Source organism: Novipirellula aureliae, from assembly GCF_007860185.1.
GTDB lineage: Bacteria > Planctomycetota > Planctomycetia > Pirellulales > Pirellulaceae > Novipirellula_A > Novipirellula_A aureliae.
Window position 1 is genome coordinate 684,554 of sequence record NZ_SJPY01000003.1, and the last position, 19,301, is coordinate 703,854.

Sequence of the window (19,301 nt, forward strand, 5' to 3'; positions counted from 1 at the left end):
GATGCAACGGTTCCTCTTCCCACGCTGGGTCAATCGCTTTCTTCTCGTCCTGCTTGCTGCTGCCGTCGGTGGTGGTTTATTCGCTGGTGCGATGGGCGGTTTGGCGACTGATCCCGAAACCCTGAACATTGGTTACAAACCGACTCAGCCGGTGCCGTTTAGCCATGCGATGCACGCGGGCCAGTTAAAGATGGATTGTCGCTATTGCCACAACACGGTTTTCGAGGCCGCTCATGCCGCCGTGCCGCCAACGGCAACCTGTATCAATTGTCACAGTCCTGCGGACATCCAAGGCGTTACCGCGTTGTCAGCGGTGCGTGCCGACAGCGAAAAGCTCGACCCGATTCACGAGAGCTGGGAAACGGGCAAAAGCGTTGCTTGGAAACGGATCCACAACCTGCCTGAGTTCGTCTATTTCAACCATGCCGCCCATGTTAACTCGGGTGTCAGTTGCAAGAGTTGTCACGGACGCGTCGATCAAATGGAAGTGGTGTACCAGCACGAGCCATTGTCGATGGCATGGTGCATTGAATGTCACCGCAACCCCGATCCTCATTTGCGTCCGATCGAGGAGGTTACCAACCTCGGTTGGCAACCGCCGGAGGGTTGGGATCAAGAAGCGTTTGCGAAAGAACAGCGGGAAACGTTGAATATCAACCCGCAAGTCCATTGTGCTGTTTGTCATCGTTAGAAAACAAAGCTAGTCCGTCACCGCCTCCACACGTATTCTTCTTAATGAATTTATATTCGATATCAGGCCTCAAGAAATCTGGCTCTAACAAGGACCTGGTCTCTGGCCCCGCCGTTTCAGCATCCGCGGTCTCCGATTCCTCGAGCGAATCGTCCGCAGTCGCCAGGGCATCTGAGAAAGTGGTTGCTCCTAAGTCTCGCTATTGGCGAAGCTTGTCGGAATTACAGGACCGCGAGGATTTTCAGCAATATATCGACCGAGAGTTTCCTGTTGCTGCCTCGGAGTTCCCCGAGGGTGTTTCGCGTCGCCGATGGATGCAGCTCATGGGCGCTTCGCTGGCGGTCGCCGGTGCAACCGGTTGTCGCTACCCCGAAGAAACAATCGCTCCTTTTGTGATTCGTCCCGACGGTCGCGTGCCCGGAGAGTCCTATAGCCGAGCAACCAACTTCGAATTGGCTGGTCGCGTCTACAACTTGCTAATCAGTTGTGTGGATGGTCGTCCGGTCAAGGTCGAGCCCAACACCGAGCATCCGACGGGCAGCGGCACCGATACTTACGCCCAAGCATGCATGCTTGGCTTGTACGATCCCGATCGCGCTCGTGGCGACGAGGGTTTCCTGATTCGCATGGGCGAGAAACGTCGCGAACAAGCGACCTGGGACGACTTCATCCCTTATGGCAAGGCATTGATTCGCACCGCTGCGCAATCGGACGAAGGTTCGAAATTAGCGGTTTTAATGACACCGACGGCATCGCCATCCGTGGTTCGGATGTTGGCGGCATTGAAAGAGAAATGTCCTTCGGCAACGATCGCCGCGTTCGACGGCGTGCATGGCGATGCGATGCGGGCGGCAACGAAACAAGTGTTCGGCAAACCAGCGACCCAAGTACTCGACCTGGCCAAGGCGAAAGTGATCTTGACGCTACAGTCCGATATTCTCGGCAGTGATCCCGGAATGCTGAACAACTCGCGTACATTCGCCGAGGCACGCAACCCGCTCGATGAAGAGAAGGGGATGAGTCGTTTGTATGTCGTCGAGGGCGGCTACACGACGACCGGAACGATGGCCGATTCGCGATTGGCCCTACGTCCAAGCCAAATGCCTGCTTTCCTAAGCGAACTCGCTCGGCGAATCGACAAGCTGGCCGCCGAAAACGCGAACGAAGAAGAATCGGTTGCCGAAGAACGTGTTTCGTTTGACGAACTGAAAACGCATACCGAGCGGATGGAGCGGTACCTTGAGGTCTTGGCCAAAGATATCGCTGCGGCTGGTTCGGATGCCGTCGTGGTCGTCGGTGAGCACCTTGGCGCCGAAGCGATTGCTGCTGGGATCGCGTTGAATAAGAAGCTTGGTTCCTACGGCACGCTCCAAAACTTCACGCCGACCGTTGATGGCGACCTTGGTGATTACGCCACGCTTGAGGAACTTGTTGAAAAGATCGACAACGGCGAAGTCGATTCGTTGATTGTGCTTGGCGGCAATCCGGTGGCAACCGCACCGGGCAATGTTGATATCGCTTCGGCGATCGGCAAGCTCGATCATTCGATCTACCTGGGCGAATACGATGATGAAACCGGATACATTTGCGATTGGTCGCTGCCGTTAGCTCACCCACTTGAATCATGGGGTGACGTGGTCAACGACCATGGTACCTACGGTGTTTGCCAACCGCAAATCTTGCCATTGCTTGGTGGCCGGCCCGTTATTGAAGTCTTGGCGACGATTTTGGGTGAAAAGGAAACCGAGGGCAGTGCAATCGTTCGACGAACCGCGGAGGCGATTGGTGGTGCATCGCTGAGCGAGCGGCAATGGCGAAAACTTCTGCACGATGGTTATTCCGACGAGATAGCGTTCGGTGGCGATGAGTTGACTCCCAATGTCGAGTTCAAACCGTTGACGGACGAGACGCCGGTTGCTGTCGAGGTGGATGCGATCGACAAGAACGATTTCGAGGTCCTCTTTGTCCCAGCCGATGGGATTTATGATGGTCGCTTCGCCAACAACGGTTGGCTGCAAGAACTGCCGCAAACATTGACAAAACTGACATGGGACAACGCGGCTCTACTGAGTCCGTCGTCCGCTAAGTTGCTCGGCGTTCGCCATGGGCAAATGATTGCACTTCGTCAAGACGGGGATCCACTTGAATTGCCAGTGTACGAATTGCCTGGCTGTGCGCCCGGCGTTGTAACGATCGCCATTGGCTACGGGCGAGAACGCGCCGGAATGGTTGGCGGCTATACCGAAGAAGATGTGCCGGTCGCCGGGACGGATATCAATCCACTCCGCAATAGCCGTTCCATGCTATTGATGACCGAGGTCGAAGCTCGCCCGCGATTCCGCGATTATGAATTGGCGACGACTCAGAACCATTGGGCGATCGACGAACGTGGCCGCGATGAAACCGAGAAGCGTAGTTTTTCACTCGTTCGCGAAGGCACCGTAGCGTTGCTGAAGAAAGTGCCGCAGTTCGCGGAGGTCAAAGGCCCGCACGTTCCTGCCGTCGGACGCAACGATTCCGGTTCACTGTGGCGTGAACCGATCAATGAAATCGAAGAAGAACATCCCAAAGTGCCTCAGTGGGGCATGTCGATCGACCTGACCAAATGCACTGGGTGTAATGCGTGCGTGGTCGCTTGCCAAAGTGAAAACAACATACCGATCGTTGGCAAAGAGCAAATTCTCAACAGCCGCGAAATGCATTGGATCCGGATTGACCGCTATTTCCAAGGCGACGAAGAAAACGCAGATGTGGTGCAGCAACCGGTTGCCTGTATGCACTGTGAAACCGCGCCATGCGAGCAGGTTTGCCCCGTCGCGGCAACGGTGCACACCGACGACGGCATCAACGCGATGACGTACAACCGTTGTATTGGAACTCGCTATTGTGCCAACAACTGTCCCTTCAAGGTGCGGCGGTTTAACTACTTCGACTACAACAAAGACGTCGGCGTTGGCTACGGGATCGACGCCTACCCGAGTTCGATCGAAGCAGCCAATCGCCATCTGCAGGCGTTGGTAATGAACCCCGAAGTGACGGTTCGTGGTCGTGGGGTCATGGAAAAATGCACGTACTGTATCCAACGGGTTGAGAAGGCCAAAATCCAAGCGCGCAAAGATGGCGGACGTCCGATTGCCGATGGTGACATCGTGACCGCTTGCCAAGCATCGTGCCCAACCACGGCGATCGAGTTTGGCAATGTAGCCGATCCCAACTCGAAGGTTTCAAAACTTCATGCCGACCCACGCAATTACGGTCTGCTGTCGCAGTTGAACCTCAAGCCGAGAACCCAGTATTTGGCTCGAGTCCGCAATCCGCATCCCTCGCTTATGACGCGTGCTCAGATCGAAGATTTGGCACAGATCCAAGAGCCGCATACTGAGCATGAGCATTCGGGGCATGAGCATACTGAGCATGAGCACAAAGATGACCTCGAAGCGGGTGAGCACATCACGGATACGGAAACGGAAAGCTAACCGCTAAGCTGGCAGAATCATTTTTTCAAATTTCCTCCTTCAAACTTCAAACTTCAAATATGTCCCTAGCCATCCCAAACGGATTGGACAATACCAAGGAACGTCCTGGCCAACGTGCTCCGTTGGTCCTTGGCGATACGACTTATCACGATATAACCGAAACGGTATGTCGTGTGGCCGAGCGTCCACCGGGTGCAAATTGGTTCGCCGGTTTCTTGGTCGCATTCGCACTGATGAATTTGCTCGGCGTTTGCATCGCTTATCTGATTTACACCGGGGTGGGTGTTTGGGGTAATGCGGCCCCCGTTTTCTGGGGTTGGCCGATTGTCAACTTCGTTTTCTGGGTTGGTATTGGTCACGCGGGCACGTTGATTAGTGCGATTTTGTTCCTGTTCCGCCAAGAGTGGCGAACGAGTATCAATCGGGCGGCGGAGGCGATGACGATTTTTGCCGTCGCTTGTGCGGGAACGTTTCCGGGCATCCACGTTGGTCGAGCGTGGTTGGCTTTCTGGTTGGCCCCCTATCCCAGTTTGAATCTTTGGATGTGGCCACAATTCCGCAGCCCGCTTCTGTGGGACGTGTTTGCGGTCAGTACGTATGGGACGGTCTCGCTGCTGTTTTGGTACATGGGAATGGTGCCCGACTTGGCAACGTTCCGCGATCGATCAAAGAACAAATGGCGACGAATGGCATATGGTATTCTGGCGCTTGGTTGGAGCGGTTCGTCACGGCATTGGATGCGTTACGAGAAGGCGTATGCATTGTTAGCAGCATTCGCGGCTCCGCTGGTTTTGTCCGTTCACACGATCGTTTCCTTTGACTTTGCGGTTTCGCAGGTCCCCGGTTGGCACACGACGATCTTCCCACCTTACTTCGTTGCCGGAGCGATCTTTAGCGGCTTTGCGATGGTGTTGACTTTGATGGTTCCCGCTCGATCGATGCTGGGGCTAGAGAAATTGATCACGATTCGTCACCTCGAGAACATGTGCAAGATCATCTTGGCGACGGGTTCGATCGTCGGCTTGGCGTACGGAACCGAGTTCTTTATCGCCTGGTATGGACAAGTTCCTGAAGAGCAATTCGCGTTTTTGAACCGAGCACTTGGGCCTTATTGGTGGGCCTATTTGACGATGGTCTCTTGTAATGTTTTAAGTCCACAATTGTTCTGGTTCAAGAAATTCCGCACCACACCTGTTTTGATTGTGATCGTTTGTATTTTTGTCAACATCGGCATGTGGTTCGAACGATTCGTGATTGTGGTCACTAGTTTGTCGCGTGATTATCTTCCGAGTGCTTGGTCCTACTTCTCGCCGACCTGGGTCGACTGGGCGATGTTGATCGGTTCCTTTGGGTTGTTTTTCACGCTCTTCCTGTTGTTCTGCAAGTTGATGCCAGTGATCAACATGGCAGAAACGAAAGCGACATTGGCGAAACAATATCACATGGCACATGAGCAAGAATAACGAAAATAGTATGTCTGACGATAACAACACGAAGAAAGTCCACGGGACCGTTGCCGAGTACACTTCGGTCGACACGCTGCTCGATGCGTGCCGGCGGATCCGTGATGCTGGCTATACGAAAACGGATGCGTTCACGCCATTTCCTGTGCATGGGATTGATGCGGCACTCGGTATCAAACCGACCAAGTTACCTTGGATCGCTCTTGCTGGGGGACTAACCGGATTGACGATCGCCCTGATGATGCAGATCTGGATGAATGGGATCAACTACCCGTACATCATCTCGGGTAAACCCTACATTTCACTTCCCGCATTCATGCCGGTTGCGTTTGAGTTAACGATCTTGCTAGCGTCCTTTGGAACGTTCTTCGGCATGTGGGCTCTCAACGGCTTGCCGAAATTCAGCAACCCGATTTTCACCGATCCGCGATTTGATCGTGCGACCGACGATCGTTTCTTCTTGTACATCGATGCAAAAGATCAAAGCTACGATCAAGCGGGCGCCGAAAAATTGCTGGCTGATACGGGTACCGAATACATCAACACAGTCGTCGAAGATGATTCACCGACCCAGATCCCCAAGTTTTTAATCACGACGTTGATCACGGTCATCGCATTGTCATTCATCCCGGCATTGATTTTGGCCCGGATGCGAGTAACGACCAGCAGCAAGCCACGTTTCCACATTTTCCCAGACATGGACTTTTCGCCGGCCCGTGATGCCCAGCAAACGACGACACTGTTTGCCGACAATCGCGCGATGCGACCGGATGTTCCTGGAACGATTGCCCGAGGCGACATGGAAGACGATCTTGATTTCCTAACCGGAATCAAGATGGAATCATTGGCGTTGCAGCAAATCAACAAGGAACGTCAACTTGTCGCCTTGTATCCGCAAGGGGAGGATGAAGAGAAACCGAGTGAAGCTGCAGCAGAGCAGGGGGATGGACCGGAGAAAAGTGTGATGGACACAACGCCCTGGGTCGAGACGAATCCAGTCGAGCTAACTTCACAATTTGTCCGACAGGGCCAGGCGCAGTTCAATATCTACTGTTCGACCTGTCATGGCAGAGACGGTCGTGGTAATGGGTTGGTTCATCAACGAGCTCAACAAATCATGGCGTCGTCATGGATCCCGCCTGCATCGATGCACCAAGACACATTGTATTCGGATCAGTATCCCGATGGGAAGTTGTTCAATACGATCAGTAACGGCATTCGAAAGATGCCTGGTTATGCCGGGCAGATTAAGGTTCGAGATCGCTGGGCGATCGTGGCTTATGTGCGAGCACTTCAACAAAGCCAAAACGCATCGCTTGATTTCGTTCCCGATTCGCAGCAAGAGACGATCAAGACTCGCAAGGCGGAGGTAGAAAAGATGCTCAAGGAGCAGGCCGAAGCCGAGAAGAAGAAGGAACAAGAGCGAGCAACGAAAGCATAGTAGCCCAGGCTTCCAGCCTGGGACACAACCCGTAGCCCAGGCTTCCAGCCTGGGACACAACCCCGTAGCCCAGGCTTCCAGCCTGGGACACAACCCGTAGCCCAGGCTTCCAGCCTGGGACACAACCGTAGCCCAGGCTTCCAGCCTGGGAAGAAAACCAAACCCAGGCTAGAAGCCTAGGCTACGATTAACTGAAATTTTCACCTTATAAAACTGTTCATCGAGATGTCCAAGCACGCACCGGCCATCAAACCTGCTGACGACCCTGCATTTCAATTGCCCGCAAAATTGTCGGCACTCAGCGTCCCGCTGTGTGCTGGTGGATTGTTGGTGCTGATTGGCGGATGGGCTCTAGGTACGTTTGGCGTTAGCAATGAATTCGGCATGAGCGCCTATTTGACGGCATTCATCTATTGCCTCACGATCGCTTTGGGGGCGACCTTCTTTGTTTTGATCCAGCATCTGTGTCGGGCCGGGTGGAGCGTGGTGGTTCGCCGTGTTGCTGAATTGATAATGATCATGTTGGTTCCCTTGGCGTTCTTGTTCATTCCCATCTTGGCAACGCTTTGGATCGGTGAAGGAACGATCTATAAGTGGGACGATCCCGGATTTGCTGAGCACCATCATCTCAGTCCCGAGACGTGGGACAATAAGCTGATGTACCTGAACCCCGAATTTTTCACCGTTAGGTCGGCTGTCTATTTGTTGATTTGGGTTGGACTCGCGGTTTACTTTTTTCGATCCAGTGTTCGCCAGGATGAGACGGGTGAAATCAAGGCCACCGAACGGATGCAAAAATGGAGCGCTCCTGCGCTGATGTTGTTGTCGTTATCGATGTCGTTTGCGATGTTCGACTGGGTGATGACATTGGCTCCGATGTGGTTTTCGACCATGTTTGGTGTCTACATGTTCGCCGGTGGCATCTTAGCTGCACATTGTGCGATCGCCGCCGGGACCTTTGTGCTTCAAAAGACAGGCGCTTTGCGGGACGAGGTGACCGTGGAACATTATCATGACCTGGGCAAATACATCTTCGGCTTCGTCTTCTTTTGGGCCTACATCGGGTTTAGCCAATACTTGCTGATTTGGTACGCCAACATTCCTGAAGAAACGGTTTGGCTTTTCGATCGCCAAATTGGGGTTTGGGCCTGGGTGTCGTTGGCCTTAGTGTTCTTTCATTGGATTTTACCGTTTATCAGCACCATGAGCCGACACGTTCGCAGACGGCCGCCGTTGGTGTTTGGATGGGCCGTATACATTTTGATTTTGCACTACGTAGACATTTACTGGTGTGTGATGCCGGAATTATTCACCGGCGCGGATGGTGCCATGCAAGCGGTTGGCGGAGCAATAGGGATTTTTGCCAGCATATTAATGGCTGTCGGCATGGCGACATTGATGTTGGGCATGATGCTGAGAGTGGCTGGCCAGACTCGAGTGGCTGCGTCACGCGACCCACGTTTCCGAGAATCCTTGGCATTCGAAAATATCTAAATCAAGCAAACAAATCACATTTGTTCCTTGTTTCTATTCCTGTTTGACTACAATTCCAAATAACTAGCCTCCCAATCATTCGCTATGGCTCATTACGACGACCTCAACACGAAACGCATTTTCGCCATCGGCGCGATTTCGGTTCTCGTTACAGTGATGACCGCGCTCGCGGTTCAAGTACTGTACTTCGCCATGGCCAAGTGGCAGATTGAATCGATGAGCGACAATCAGTACCGACGCCAAAACCAATTCAACGCGGAGCAAGAAGCGCAAATCACCGCGTATGGCGTCGATGAAATGAACGGTAACATCACGATCCCGATTGATAAAGCGATCGAGTTGGTGGTCCAAAATAGTACATCAGACGATAAGGCAGAAGACAATGCTGCTAACAAAAATGCTGTGGAAGAAAACACCAATGACAAGAGCGAAGATGAAGCGTAACTTCGGCTCGGATCACTTTTCGCTCCCCATGCCGATCGTGGTTTGCATCATCGTGGGCTTGTCGTTTTCAGGGTTAAATAGGGCATCCGCCCAAACTCAACTGCAAGACGGAGCAGACGTACAGCTAAACAATTCGTTGCCACCCGAAGCGGTGGGCATCACGGTTGACCAGAACCTTGGGAATCGCATACCGCTCGACTTAGCATTGACGGATTCATTGGGGCGGCAGGTCACCACGGGCGATTTTTTCGATGGTAAAAAACCGACAATCGTCACGCTGAATTACAGCAGTTGTCCGATGCTTTGCAGTGTTCAGCTCAACGCGCTCACGACGTCGCTTAATGAACTGAAGCTAAAACTCGGTGAAGACTTTCGCATTTTGACGGTTAGCATTGATCCGGCCGAGACCCCGGAAATTGGAAAAAAGACAAAGAACAAGTATATCGAGCAATTGTCAGCTCAACCCGGGGCCGACGAAGGCTGGGAGTTTTGTACGGCGACGCAGCCAGTGATCACCCGTTTGGCAGACATCTTGGGTTTTCGATATCGCTATGATGAAAAAACGGGCGAGTACAACCACCCGGCGATGTTGGCGTTCGTTTCGCCTGAAGGAGTGATTTCTCGGTATTCCCTGAGTATTGATTTCCCGCCAGATCAATTGAAGTTGGCCTTGGTCGAAGCAGGCGAGGGGAGTGTGGGATCGCCAGTCGATCAGTTCATTTTATGGTGCTACAGCTACGATTCGAGCAGCAATAGTTATACGCCACAAGCTTGGCGAATGATGCGGGCCGGCGGAGCGCTCACCATCGTTGTCATGCTGGTTTGCTTGACCCCTTACTGGTTTGGGCGACTACGGGCACCGAAACAGGCGCGGACTGAACACTTGGCATGAAGTCCCGCGCCGAGCTTCGAGATTGTCAATCCTAGAATCCATTCCATTCCATTCAAATATCTTTCGAACGACTGAACATTGACTATGTTACCTGCCGCCTTTTCACTCTTAGCCGATTACACCGAGGACTATGCTTGGTTCCCTGATTCAGCATCGACGTTTTCCGAAGGAGTGGATTCGTTGTATTACTGGATCACAGGGATTGCGTTTTTCTTTTTCGTGATTGTGATCGTTGCGCTCTTTTTCTTTGCGTTGAAGTACCGCAAGGCAAAAGGGGAAAAGGCAACGAGTCAGGTATCGCATAACACGCCACTTGAATTGGCATGGTCGGTGATCCCTTCGATCTTCTTGGTCGGAATGTTCATTTTTGGTGCGAAGGTATATTTGGATATGCGGACGATTCCCGACGGATCGTACGAAGTCGGGGTCCAAGCTTTCAAATGGGGCTGGACGATGGATTATGGCAAGGGAACCTATCACCCTGAATTGCATCTTTTAGTGAACGAACCAACGAAGTTGACGATGCGCAGCAGCGACGTCATCCATAGTTTGTATGTTCCTGCCTTCCGAGCAAAGAAGGACGTGGTTCCTGGTCGCTACAATTACATGTGGTTCGAGCCGACCTTGGTAACGCCCAAGGTGAGTGATGAAGAGTTGGCCGAAGCAACGAAAGAAGTGGAAGAGAGTGGAGGCACGTGGGATTATGACAAATACCAATTCACACCCGATGGCTACAAGTTTTACGATTTGTACTGTGCCGAGTACTGCGGTGAAAACCATTCCGAAATGCAGACCGTGGTGGTGGTTCACGAAACCCGCGAAGACCTTGAGGCTTGGGTGAAGAAATACAGCAGTCGGGGCGATAACGTTTCCCTCGAAGCTTACGGTGAACAACTTTACGAGCGTCGCGGTTGCTCAAGCTGCCACAGTATCGATGGTTCCCAGCGAGTTGGCCCTTCCTATCAAGATGCTTTTGGATCGACGCGAGCGTTTGCGAGCGGCCCTTCGGCTATGATTGACGAAAACTACCTGCGAGAATCGATCTTGTATCCGAAAGAGAAAGTTGTAGCTGGCTACGCGCCCGTCATGCCGAGTTACAAAGGACAACTGAGTGATGACGATATCGATTCGTTGATCGCTTACATTAAATCTCTTTCGTCGGCGGGCCAGTAACGGTCGCGGCGAAGGCAGCAGCAGAGAAGAATTATTTACCAGCACAATCGTGGATCATTGACGCCGCCACCGCGTTAACTAAAGAGGTATTGAATATGTCAGCAGGAACAACGTTGCCAGCAGGAATCGTTCGCGATCCCGGCTTTCCGACTCAGAGTGAAAACTATCTAACAAACTCCAAGGGAGTGCTTTCTTGGATCTTTACGCTCGATCACAAGCGGATCGGTGTGATGTATCTAATCGGTGTATCACTCTCTTTCCTACTCGGTGGCTTGTTGGCACTTGCGCTGCGTTGGCATTTGGTTGATCCCGATGGCGCCTTGTTTAGTAACGCCATTTACAACCAAGTGTTCACGCTTCACGGCGCGATCATGGTCTTTTTGTTCATCATCCCGAGTATCCCTGCTGCACTCGGTAACTTTTTGGTGCCGGTCATGCTCGGTGCGAAAGATGTTGCCTTCCCAAGGTTGAACCTAAGCAGTTTTTACTTGTGGATTTTTGGTGCAATCTTCTTCGTTTTGGCTCTTTGCGGTAGCGGGCTTGATACGGGATGGACGTTCTACACGCCTTACAGTACGACCACCGATACATCGGTCATCCTGGCCACGCTCGGTGCTTTCATTCTCGGCTTTAGCTCCATCTTCACAGGGCTGAACTTTATCGTCACGATCAATACAATGCGTCCACCAGGAATGACGTGGTTCCGCATGCCGCTGTTCTTGTGGGCAACCTATGCGACCAGCATTATCCAGGTACTGGCGACTCCGGTACTCGGTATCACGCTACTATTGTTGATCGCGGAACGGACGATGCAGATTGGGATTTTCAATCCCGAGTTTAATGGCGACCCGGTCACCTACCAGCACTTTTTCTGGTTCTATAGCCACCCGGCTGTTTACATCATGATCTTGCCAGCATTTGGAATCATCAGCGAAATCATCAGCGTTCACAGCCACAAGCATATCTTCGGCTATCGCTTTATCGCATACTCTTCCATCGCGATTGCATTGCTCGGATTCTTGGTTTGGGGACACCACATGTTCACCGCCGGAATGAGCGACATGACAACCATCATCTTCAGTGCTTTGACGTTCACGGTTTCGATTCCGTCCGCGATCAAGGTGTTCAATTGGTTGGCGACGATGTACAAGGGATCGATCAGCTTGACGACGCCGATGTGTTACGCGATCTCGTTCATTTTCTTGTTCACGATCGGTGGTTTGACAGGACTGCACTTGGGCACATTGGCAACAGATCAACACCTTCACGACACCTACTTTGTCGTCGCTCACTTTCACTATGTGATGGTGGGAGGAACACTGGTGGCGTTTCTTGGCGGGTTGTTTCATTGGTGGCCGAAAATGTTTGGTCGGATGTATAACGAAACTGGCGGACGCATTTCCGCTTTGTTGGTATTCCTCGGTTTCAACTTGACATTCTTGCCACAATTTGTACTCGGTAGCCGTGGGATGCCACGCCGCTATGCAACCTACGATCCCGAGTTTGCATTCTTGCACACGATGAGTACGCATGGTGCGACGCTGCTCGGCTTCGGACTTCTTGTGGCGCTTATCGTCTTGTTGAGGTCGCTTTTCAGTGGTCGCCGAGCGGTAGCAAACCCATGGGGCGGAGCGACGTTGGAGTGGAATTGCACAAGTCCACCACCGTTCTATAATTTCGAGCGTGCTCCAATTGTCGGCGACCCATACGATTTCCACGATATCGAATGGGATGCAGAAAACGAACGTTATGTTACGATTGAGCCCGAGCGAAAATTGGCACCGGAGACAATACCGGACGAGGCTCCTGCTCATGCAGGCGGTCAAAACTAACGCTGCCTCGATCTCCTCTCAATTTACCATTTATTCATCTAAGCTGTTTCCAAACTCATGTCGACTATTGAAGCCAAACCTGCTGGGAATGATCCTGAGTCCGTCAATCACGGAAGCGATGCTCACGGGGACCATGACCACGATCATCCGTCTTTTTTGGCGCACCATTTCGAGACGCCGGAGCAGCAGTATGACAGTGGTAAGTTGGGGATTTGGATTTTCCTAGTAACGGAAGTCCTGTTCTTCAGCGGTATGTTTTGTGCCTACGCAATGTTCCGTATGCTTAGTCCTGAAGTCTTCGAAGGATGTAGCCAATTCTTGAATACAAAACTCGGTGCAATCAATACAGGCGTGTTGTTGTTCAGTTCACTTACGATGGCTTGGGCCGTTCGTTGTTCGCAAACCGAGGAGTACAAGAAGCTAACCGGAATGCTGGCCGCGACATTGTCATGTGCGATGGTCTTCTTGGGTGTCAAAGCCATTGAGTATTCCCATAAGTTCAATATGGGTATATTGCCAGCGGGCTTTTTCCAATACGACCCAGCCCATCCTCACATCGAAGACGGACCGAACTACTTGATGTGGCTTTGTCTACCATTCGCTTTGTTTCTAGTCGGAATTGTGGTTTGGTTAGCGGTCGCATTTTTCCAGGGCGATAAGTTCAAGGTTGCGGTACTCAAGCCGCTTACGGTCGTAGCACTTTGCTTCTTCGTCGGCGTTGGTTTAGGGATGTTCCTCGAAGACGGTTCAGGCGAAAGCCACGCAGCCTTGCATGATGAGATCGGCGAACATGCAGTGGATGATCACCTTTTGGACGAACCGATCGACGTGTTAGCATCCTCAGACCATCTGTCAGAGGAAGTGACCCTGGGCCAAACCGAGTATGGTGTCGTTGAACGTTTGGCTGGCGATACCACCAACAGTGGCTTGCTGGGCGAACTCAATGCTCGTGCCGCACAGGCCGAAATGGCCACCGGCTCTGTGATACTGAACAAAGATGGCGGGGTCGATGCAACGATTCACGCCACACCTCGCGACTTCCTGACCCCCAGTCGTGCGGGTGTGTTCTTCAGCATCTACTACTGCATGACGGGCGTTCACGCCATCCACATTTTGGCTGGTATCGGTGTCTTGATTTGGTTGTTGGTTCGCTCGGTTCGCAATGATTTCAATCGCCAGTACTTTGGTCCAGTTGACTATGTCGGTTTGTATTGGCACTTGGTCGACTTGATCTGGATTTACTTGTTCCCGCTTCTGTACTTGATCCGTTAGTCGTGCGTTTGGCATAGCGAACCAAACAGAGCCCGACATTGACAAACTTTTTCAATCACCACGCAATCCTTTTTAGATGCAAACCATGTCTGACCACGATCACTCTTCGACTGACGATCATCGCGAAGGTTACAACTTTGCACATCCGATGCCCGTTCCGATGCTTTTGACTGTCTTTTGCATTTTAGTCTTTTTGACAATCGTTACCGTTGCACAGGCCAGTTTCGATTTTGGCAGTATTGATGTTGCGATTGTGATGGGAATTGCGACGATCAAGGCGATCATCGTGGCCTTGTTCTTCATGCACTTGCTGTATGACAAACCGTTCAACTTAGCCATCTTCCTATCGGCATTTGTGTTCGTTGGTTTGTTCGTAAGCTTGACGCTAAGTGACAGTTGGCTGACGTCGAAAGATTTCATCCCCGTCGATGATGCTGTAATAACATCGACCGTCGAATAGGCGACGCCGCCTACATCATGCGAATAAAGTAGTTGCCACTTCGACTGCGAACGCCGTAGAACCATTTACAAAGTGGCAACATGATGCAAAGCAAGACGGCGGTTGCCAACAACGTTTCAAGGATACCACCATCACGATAGTGGAAATCAAAGCGTTTGATGAACACCCCTAAAAACGCCAAATGCACCGCATAGAAAAAAAGTGGCACTTTGCCTGGGATGCTAAACACCGATAAAACTTGCGGTGCGATCCGGCCCATTGCAATGAATAGGGTCACCATTGATACGACAGCTGCGAAAAACCATAGGCTCATAAACAAACTTGGCGGGTACTTCTGGTCCATAAAAAAGGTCCACGACCCCACTTCGCAATAGGGCAAAATGTTTCCGTAACCTTGCATCAGCCGAATCAGAATCGCAAGTAGGAAAGTGGAGACGGCAACCACCAAACTTTTGCGGATTCTTTCGGAGTCCGTCGTCCATCGCTGTAGCCAGCATGTCGCCATCACCGATCCCAGAATCGCCATCGCAAACCAAGGTAGCAACGGATACTTGTTGAACGTTCCTGAATCAATGAATGTCTGCATCAAGACACGTTCTAACGTTGATTCATGGTCATACGGGATTTTCAATAGAAACGGATGAACGGCGAGGATGAATGCTGCCAACAAAAGCCGATAGTACCACCGCCAATGGATAATCAGTGTGAGGCAGATCATGGAGAGCCCAATACACGAGATCACTCCAAGATGCCACGGCTTGAATACTCGGAATCCACCCCACGAAGAGTTGACCCACGTCATTTGAACGACGATTAGAAAAAGGCCTCGTTCGATGAGACTCACACCTGCCTGCCATCGGGATGTTCCCTTTGCAATCCGACGGTCATAAGACCACCAAACCATTGCCCCGTTCATCATCAAGAATCCAGGTGCGCAGAGATAACCGATATAGCGAAGTAGGCATTGGGCTTGAGAGTCGAAATGAGGGGCCAGAGGATCGAGATCAATCCAGACGGAATTGAAGTAGTAGGAACAATGTCCCAGCAGCATCAGCGTGCCGATAAAACCTCGAAATTGATCGATGAACTCAAAACGTTGCTTTTTGACCGGTTTATCGTTCATCAGCTTTCTCTGCGGAGAAGTGCGTGTCAGAGCTTGGAAAAGTCTCACTACTCTCGCTGAAAATCGGAAATGGCGATAGTGGACCTGACGACGTCTGGTGACCCATCGATTGGGCTAACATCCGCCACCGATTCTCGTATTCGTCAAATCGATGGGACACCTTCGACGTCCTTGATTTCGACACCCTTGTTCATTGGAAATCGGTTACAATTCGGGTGGAGGACTTGTTGGACATGAGTACCAAAGACTTGCTCACTGGTTTGCAAAACCGCTATCTTCAATGGCGATTCGGTGCGATCGATGACGATGGGCCAATTGGTAAACGTGGCGAACAGGCGGCAGCTCGTTATCTGCGTCAAAATGGATTGCTGGTATTGGCCGAGAGCGAATCGGATCGAGCAGGTGAGATTGATATCATTGCGGTTGAACCGAAGAAGCGACTCCTCGTCTTTGTTGAAGTCAAGACACTTGCGACAACGAAACCGGGACATCCGGCAGACCGTGTCGATGAAATGAAACAGGGACGGATTACTCGCGCGGCACTACGTTATTTGAAACGCAAAAACTTAGTCGGCAGCGCATGCCGATTTGATGTCATCGCCATTTGGTGGCCCAACGAATGGGAAGGCCCTCGGAAGATCGAACATTACGAATCGGCCTTCGAAGCAGTCGGCGACTTTCAGATGTATTGAGCCGTTAGCTTTGCCGTTTCGCGAGTCCGGCCTTGAGCATTGTGGCGGTTTGCAGATCGCCAATTCTTTCGAAACACGCGATACCATATTGGTCGATTGGGATGCAGTAGTGGGGATTGGTAATTTCCGCATTCTATGCAATTAGCATAGCGGGTCGATAGCATCGTCTAAGACTGTCTGCTGTAGGCGTCACTCCTATCTCCGAGCGGAATAAATTATTGGAATTATTTTGACCTCGTTCCGTCGCCTGCTCATACGTGGGCGTCGATGGAAACCAATCATCACAGGCTAGATGCCTATGCTACGTTCCGTCGCCTGCTCATACGCGGGCGTGGATTGAAACCAACCATCACAGGCTAGAAGCCTATGCCACGTTTCGTCGCCTGCTCATACGCGGGCGTGGATTGAAACCAACCATCACAGGCTAGAAGCCTATGCCACGTTTCGTCGCCTGCTCATACGTGGGCGTGGATGGAAACCAATCATCACAGGCTAGAAGCCTATGCCACGTTTCGTCGCCTGCTCATGCGCGGGCGTCGATGGAAACCAATCATCACAGGCTAGAAGCCTATGCTACGTTCCGTCGCCTGCTCATACGTGGGCGTCGATGGAAACCAATCATCACAGGCTAGATGCCTATGCCACGTTCCGTCGCCTGCTCATGCGCGGGCGTGGATGGAAACCAACCATCACAGGCTAGATGCCTATGCCACGTTCAGTCGCCTGCTCATACGTGGGCGTCGATGGAAACCAATCATCACAGGCTAGATGCCTATGCTACGTTCCGTCGCCCGCTCATACGTGGGCGTCGATGGAAACCAATCATCACAGGCTAGAAGCCTATGCCACGTTTCGTCGCCTGCTGATGCGCGGGCGTCGATGGAAACCAACCATCACAGGCTAGAAGCCTATGCCACGTTTCGTCGCCTGCTCATGCGCGGGCGTCGATGGAAACGGATAGCTGGCATGAACCTTTTTTATGCCACCAAGACGCGGCGGGTTGCAAAGTAGCATGGGTGGTAAACCGGCAGTATACTGACGGTTTACCGCCCTTTGCCTTATGGACCGATTGAGATGAGTTTCGGATCAACTCCCCCACATTCCTATCCTTACAGACCGCTGAATCAAGACGTTGGCAATCCAGGTTATGGCACCTATTCGGAAAGGTTGAAGCACTCGGGGCTTGGGATCGTTTCTTTCTTGACCGCGATTTGTATGGGCTTTGCATTGTTCGCATTGATCGCGGTCGCAGCGATCATCGAAGGCTCGAATCCAGGCGGGATGGACGAGGAATCTGCATCAGCGATCATCGTCGGGTTGTGCGTCTTTGCGATCATCGGGCTAACCTTTTTAGGGCTGGCACTCGGATTTGTGGGCATCTTCGCCGCGAATCGAAACCGGATATTCCCGATTCTCGGCGTCATGTTCAATGGACTTTTACTGTTGGCAATCACCGCATTGTTTCTTATCGGCATTGCGACTGGATAGCTTTCAGAATCTCGGCGAAGCCGACTCGAGTCTTCGGTTCCAATTCGATAGAATCAAGACGATGATGGATGCATTCAACGGATCACCGGGACCGCTGGGGATGAATCGACTGCGTTTGCGATCCTTACCGGATTCGGTCGCGACGGCGGAACGGGCGATGCGGATGGCGGTTGTGGGTGAAAGCGGCGGAACGCGGCCCGATCGGCACGCAGTCTAACGAAAGGAAGCGACGCAACTCCCAACTCCCAACTCCCAACTCCTACCTGCGAATAAATCCGCTATTGTAGCCAACGGACGGTTGGGTCGCGATTTGACTGGAGTTATCTAGCCCGTTTGGCAGCGATGGATCTGCCATCGGTTGGGCGTTCAGGGTTTGATTGATCGCGGCGATACGAGCGGCAGCGGCTGGCTGCATATTATTGATCGCCAGCGAATGCTGATAATTTTGTAATGCTTGACGCAGATCGCCCGATTGCTCTCGCATTCGGCCGAGGGCTAACCATGCTCGCGAGTTGTTGGCATCGATTTGCACGGAATCTTCTAAGTATTTTAGTGCCGTCGTCATGTCACCCGATTCTTCGTACAAGCGAGCCAATTCGACTCGTGGTTCGGCATAATTCGGGTTTTGGCTGGCCCAATTCTTCATCAGAGCAAATGCTCGATCGGTTCGGCCCGTATCCATCAACAAAACAGCCAATCCACGGTGACATTCGACGTGGTTCGGATCGTGGTCCAAACATTGGTTGTAAAGGGCTTCGGATTGCTCCAAGAGTTCGGCTTGCCCGCGCTGATTGCCCAATCGGTGCGTCGTGGCAGCCAAATTGTAGTAGCCGTCTGCATTTTGGGGGTCGGTTTCGATCACTTTCTGGAACTGCTGAAGGGCTCCGGTGTACTGTCCTTGCTCGTAAAGGCGGGCTCCTTGAGCGTTTTGGCCGCTCGCCGCCCATTGGCAACCCGAAAAAACGACAACAGGTAGACAGAAACACAGCATCACAGCCGGTCGGAAAATGCGGTGTGTGTTCGTTTGATAACGGCATTTTTGTCTAGTCATCTGACATGTCATCCTGACGCGAGAGGCATTTCGGCGCGAAACCGGGAAAATAGCTGGAGTAAACCGAACACACCATTCGGGTGGTTCCTTCCAAGCGACTTTGAGGTTGCTTTATAGAGGACGATAGCAAGGTAGCGATTCAGCACGCAATAGCGGAACTTTTGACTGTATCGATTCGTCAAAGGGGGCCGAGAGCAGGGGGAAACCGACTTTACGCATAAAAGTGACTGCAAAATCGATAAAGTCTCTACTACAGACGATTTTCGTTGCTTGCTGACAATCCACAATTAGAATCCGAAGCAGGCTCTG

16 protein-coding genes are annotated in these 19,301 nt (G+C 51.9%); 14 read left to right on the forward strand and 2 right to left on the reverse strand.

From position 1 onward, the window contains the following. Position 1: 1 nt before the first annotated feature. From Q31b_RS11860 to Q31b_RS11910, 11 genes are all read left to right on the forward strand, one after another. Complete coding sequence (locus tag Q31b_RS11860; RefSeq protein ID WP_146600009.1) at positions 2 to 691, forward strand: cytochrome c3 family protein; 690 nt, start codon at positions 2 to 4, stop codon at positions 689 to 691. Between the two features lie 44 nt (positions 692 to 735). Then, positions 736 to 4,167 carry a TAT-variant-translocated molybdopterin oxidoreductase gene (locus tag Q31b_RS11865; protein ID WP_146599873.1) on the forward strand — a complete coding sequence of 1,144 codons (3,432 nt, stop codon included), beginning with the start codon at positions 736 to 738 and terminating at the stop codon, positions 4,165 to 4,167. Positions 4,168 to 4,226: 59 nt separating this feature from the next. Next, positions 4,227 to 5,630, forward strand: coding sequence for an NrfD/PsrC family molybdoenzyme membrane anchor subunit (nrfD, locus tag Q31b_RS11870; RefSeq protein ID WP_146599874.1), 1,404 nt, complete (start codon positions 4,227 to 4,229; stop codon positions 5,628 to 5,630). Positions 5,631 to 5,640: 10 nt separating this feature from the next. Beyond that, positions 5,641 to 7,071 carry a quinol:electron acceptor oxidoreductase subunit ActD gene (locus Q31b_RS11875; RefSeq protein ID WP_146599875.1) on the forward strand — a complete coding sequence of 477 codons (1,431 nt, stop codon included), beginning with the start codon at positions 5,641 to 5,643 and terminating at the stop codon, positions 7,069 to 7,071. Between the two features lie 225 nt (positions 7,072 to 7,296). Next, on the forward strand, positions 7,297 to 8,565 hold the full coding sequence (locus Q31b_RS11880; protein WP_146599876.1) for a hypothetical protein: 1,269 nt from the start codon (positions 7,297 to 7,299) through the stop codon (positions 8,563 to 8,565). A gap of 84 nt (positions 8,566 to 8,649) precedes the next feature. Next, on the forward strand, positions 8,650 to 9,009 hold the full coding sequence (locus Q31b_RS11885; RefSeq protein WP_231617496.1) for a hypothetical protein: 360 nt from the start codon (positions 8,650 to 8,652) through the stop codon (positions 9,007 to 9,009). Further along, a complete protein-coding gene (locus tag Q31b_RS11890; protein ID WP_231617497.1) occupies positions 8,999 to 9,901 on the forward strand; it encodes an SCO family protein in 903 nt (300 codons plus the stop codon). The genes Q31b_RS11885 and Q31b_RS11890 overlap by 11 nt, the downstream gene beginning before the upstream one ends. 84 nt (positions 9,902 to 9,985) lie before the next feature. Continuing rightward, a complete protein-coding gene (locus tag Q31b_RS11895) occupies positions 9,986 to 11,074 on the forward strand; it encodes a cytochrome c oxidase subunit II (RefSeq protein WP_146599877.1) in 1,089 nt (362 codons plus the stop codon). Between the two features lie 95 nt (positions 11,075 to 11,169). After that, positions 11,170 to 12,906, forward strand: coding sequence for a cytochrome c oxidase subunit I (locus Q31b_RS11900; RefSeq protein WP_146599878.1), 1,737 nt, complete (start codon positions 11,170 to 11,172; stop codon positions 12,904 to 12,906). 57 nt (positions 12,907 to 12,963) lie between these two features. After that, on the forward strand, positions 12,964 to 14,178 hold the full coding sequence (locus Q31b_RS11905) for a cytochrome c oxidase subunit 3 (protein WP_146599879.1): 1,215 nt from the start codon (positions 12,964 to 12,966) through the stop codon (positions 14,176 to 14,178). A gap of 85 nt (positions 14,179 to 14,263) precedes the next feature. Beyond that, positions 14,264 to 14,638, forward strand: a complete 375-nt coding sequence (locus Q31b_RS11910; protein WP_146599880.1) for a cytochrome C oxidase subunit IV family protein — start codon at positions 14,264 to 14,266, stop codon at positions 14,636 to 14,638. A gap of 10 nt (positions 14,639 to 14,648) precedes the next feature. On the opposite strand, the gene Q31b_RS11915 is transcribed toward Q31b_RS11910, so the two are convergent. Beyond that, positions 14,649 to 15,761 (reverse strand): DUF1624 domain-containing protein, encoded by a 1,113-nt coding sequence (locus tag Q31b_RS11915; protein ID WP_146599881.1) that lies wholly within the window; start codon positions 15,759 to 15,761, stop codon positions 14,649 to 14,651. Positions 15,762 to 15,994: 233 nt separating this feature from the next. Here Q31b_RS11915 and Q31b_RS11920 point away from each other — a divergent pair, with 233 nt between their 5' ends. The 3 genes from Q31b_RS11920 to Q31b_RS28175 all read left to right on the forward strand — a co-directional run bounded on the left by Q31b_RS11920 (position 15,995) and on the right by Q31b_RS28175 (position 18,158). Beyond that, a complete protein-coding gene (locus tag Q31b_RS11920) occupies positions 15,995 to 16,453 on the forward strand; it encodes a YraN family protein (protein ID WP_146599882.1) in 459 nt (152 codons plus the stop codon). 1,074 nt (positions 16,454 to 17,527) lie between these two features. Further along, a complete protein-coding gene (locus tag Q31b_RS11925) occupies positions 17,528 to 17,941 on the forward strand; it encodes a hypothetical protein (protein WP_146599883.1) in 414 nt (137 codons plus the stop codon). 61 nt (positions 17,942 to 18,002) lie between these two features. Then, complete coding sequence (locus Q31b_RS28175) at positions 18,003 to 18,158, forward strand: hypothetical protein (protein WP_197171387.1); 156 nt, start codon at positions 18,003 to 18,005, stop codon at positions 18,156 to 18,158. Positions 18,159 to 18,200: 42 nt separating this feature from the next. Here Q31b_RS28175 and Q31b_RS11930 read toward each other — a convergent pair whose 3' ends face one another. Next, a complete protein-coding gene (locus Q31b_RS11930; RefSeq protein WP_231617498.1) occupies positions 18,201 to 18,992 on the reverse strand; it encodes a tetratricopeptide repeat protein in 792 nt (263 codons plus the stop codon). Between the last annotated feature and the right edge of the window lie 309 nt (positions 18,993 to 19,301).